Below are 2473 nucleotides of genomic sequence, written 5' to 3'. Positions count from 1 at the left end.
CGGCGACCGACCAGCTCGACCATCCCGACCCGCAGAAGGCGGCCGACGCGGCGGCCACCGAGAATCTGCTGCGCTGCTGGGTCCGGGAGACCGATCTGCCGCGCCCCGAAGGCTCCGTGCTGCGGATCCCGCTCGAAGCCAGCGGCACCGCCCTTCTCGTGCCCGTCCGGTACTGGTCGGCCACCGGCTGGCACCGCTTCGGCATGCCCTTCCTGGAGAGCGCTCCTCAGGACGCGCCCGCCGCCGAGGCCGTCACCGTCGCCGCGCTCCTCGGCCGTGAGTCGGGCCGCTACCAGGGAGCCGATCTGGTCGGCCGCGTCGCCAACTCCCTCGGCCACACCGCCGAATTCCTCGCCGACCGGCGTCGCCGCCCGGGCGCGGGAGCCGGCGCCGACCTCTTCCTCACCGCCGAGCAGTCACTGATCCTCGGCCATCCTCTGCACCCCACGCCCAAGAGCCGGGACGGACTCTCCGAGGCCGAAGCCCGTCTCTACTCACCCGAGTTGCGCGGCTCCTTCCCGCTCCACTGGATGGCCGTCGACCGGTCCGTACTGGCCACCGACTCGGCCTGGACCGAGCAGGGCCGTATCGTGCCCGCCGAGCTGCTCACCACCCGACTCCTCGGCGACGTCCCTCTGCCAGGTCACACCGTCCCGCTGCCTCTCCATCCCTGGCAGGCGCGCGAGTTGAGGCACCGCCCGGCCGTCGCCGCACTGCTCGACGCCGGTCTTCTGCACGATCTGGGGCCTCAGGGCGCGCCTTGGCATCCCACCTCCTCGATCCGTACGGTCCACCGGTCCGGCGTCCCCGCCATGCTCAAGCTCTCACTGGGTCTGCGCATCACCAACTCCCGCCGTGAGAACCTCCGCAAGGAACTCCACCGCGGTGTCGAGGTGCACCGGCTGCTCCGCAGCGGACTCGCCAAGGAGTGGCAGGCCGCGCATCCCGGCTTCGACATCGTCCGCGACCCGGCCTGGCTTGCCGTCGACACTCCGGACGGCGAAGCGGTCGGCGGACTCGATGTCATGGTGCGCCACAACCCGTTCGCGCCGGGCGACGACGTCGTCTGTATCGCCGGACTGACCGCTCCTCGGCCCTATCCCGGCCGCACCGGCACCCATTCGCGTCTGGCCGAGATCGTCCTCGCCCTCGCCGCCCGTACCGGCCGTTCCCGCGCGGCCGTGTCCGCCGAGTGGTTTCTGCGCTATCTCGACCAGGTCGTACGCCCGGTGCTCTGGCTCGACGGCACGGCGGGCATCGCCCTGGAGGCCCATCAGCAGAACACGCTGGTGCTCCTGGACTCCGACGGCTGGCCCATCGGCGGCCGTTACCGCGACAACCAGGGCTACTACTTCCGTGAATCCCACCGTCTATCCCTGGAACGCCGCCTTCCCGGCATCGGCTCGGTCAGCGACACCTTCGTCTCCGACGAGGTCACCGACGAGCGCTTCGTCTACTACCTCGGCATCAACAACGTCCTCGGTCTGATCGGCGCGTTCGGCGCACAGGGGCTCGCCGACGAGCGCGTCCTGATCGCTGCCCTCCGCCAGTTCCTCGCCGGAGCCGAAGGACTCGGCTCGTCCCTGCCCGGCCGGCTTCTGGAAACCGCCACGCTGCGCTGCAAGGCCAATCTGCTCACCCGGCTGCACGGTCTCGACGAGCTGGTCGGGCCTGTGGACACCCAGTCCGTCTATGTCACCATCGCCAATCCCCTTCGCCAGTGAAGGAACACGACCCGTCCGAACTGCTGAGAGGAGAGCGCCCAGTGCCTCCCACCGATGCGAGCGCCGACACCGGAGCCGACTCCACGCCGAGAACCGGCGGGGGCACCGAGGACACCCTCGACCTTCGGCTGCCCGACGAGCTCATCGCGCTGTTCGGAGAGGACGGGCCGACGGCCCTGGAGCCGTCGCCCGGCGCCGCCCCGGCCGGCGATCTGCTCGACAGTCCCGCCCGCTGGGGTCCCGCCGCGACCCCGGCCGGTGTCTTCCAGCTCGTCCCGGTCCGAATCGAGCGTGATGTGTCGCTGGTCAGCCGCTGGATGAACGATCCCGCGGTCGCGGCCTTCTGGGAGCTGGCGGGTCCGGAGTCCGTCACCGCCGCCCATCTGCGCCCTCAGCTCGACGGCGACGGCCGCAGTGTCCCCTGTCTCGGTGCCCTCGCCGGCGTTCCGATGAGCTACTGGGAGATCTACCGCGCCGACCTCGATCCTCTCGCGCGTCACTATCCCGCCCGCCCGCACGACACCGGAATCCATCTGCTGCTGGGAGGCGTCGCCGACCGTGGTCGCGGTGTCGGCACCGCCCTCCTCAGAGCCGTCTCCGATCTCATCCTCGATCACCGTCCTCGCTGTGCGCGCGTCGTCGCCGAGCCCGACCTGCGCAACACACCTTCCGTCTCCGCCTTCCTCAGCGCCGGCTTCCGCTTCTCGGCGGAGGTCGACCTGCCTGAGAAGCGAGCCGCTCTCATGGTC

The 2473-nt window shown here is 70.7% G+C and carries 2 protein-coding genes; both read left to right on the top strand.

Annotated elements, in window-relative coordinates:
* Window positions 1-1724: IucA/IucC family protein (locus tag GA0115259_RS37170; RefSeq protein WP_093604944.1), on the top strand; the 1724-nt coding region annotated here is incomplete at its 5' end.
* Between the two features lie 41 nt (window positions 1725-1765).
* On the top strand, window positions 1766-2473 hold a 708-nt coding region (locus GA0115259_RS37165; protein ID WP_093604942.1), incomplete at its 3' end, for a GNAT family N-acetyltransferase.

This window comes from Streptomyces sp. MnatMP-M17 (assembly GCF_900091995.1).
In the GTDB taxonomy this organism is placed as follows: Bacteria; Actinomycetota; Actinomycetes; order Streptomycetales; family Streptomycetaceae; genus Streptomyces.
This window is presented reverse-complemented; position numbering and strand designations above follow the sequence as displayed.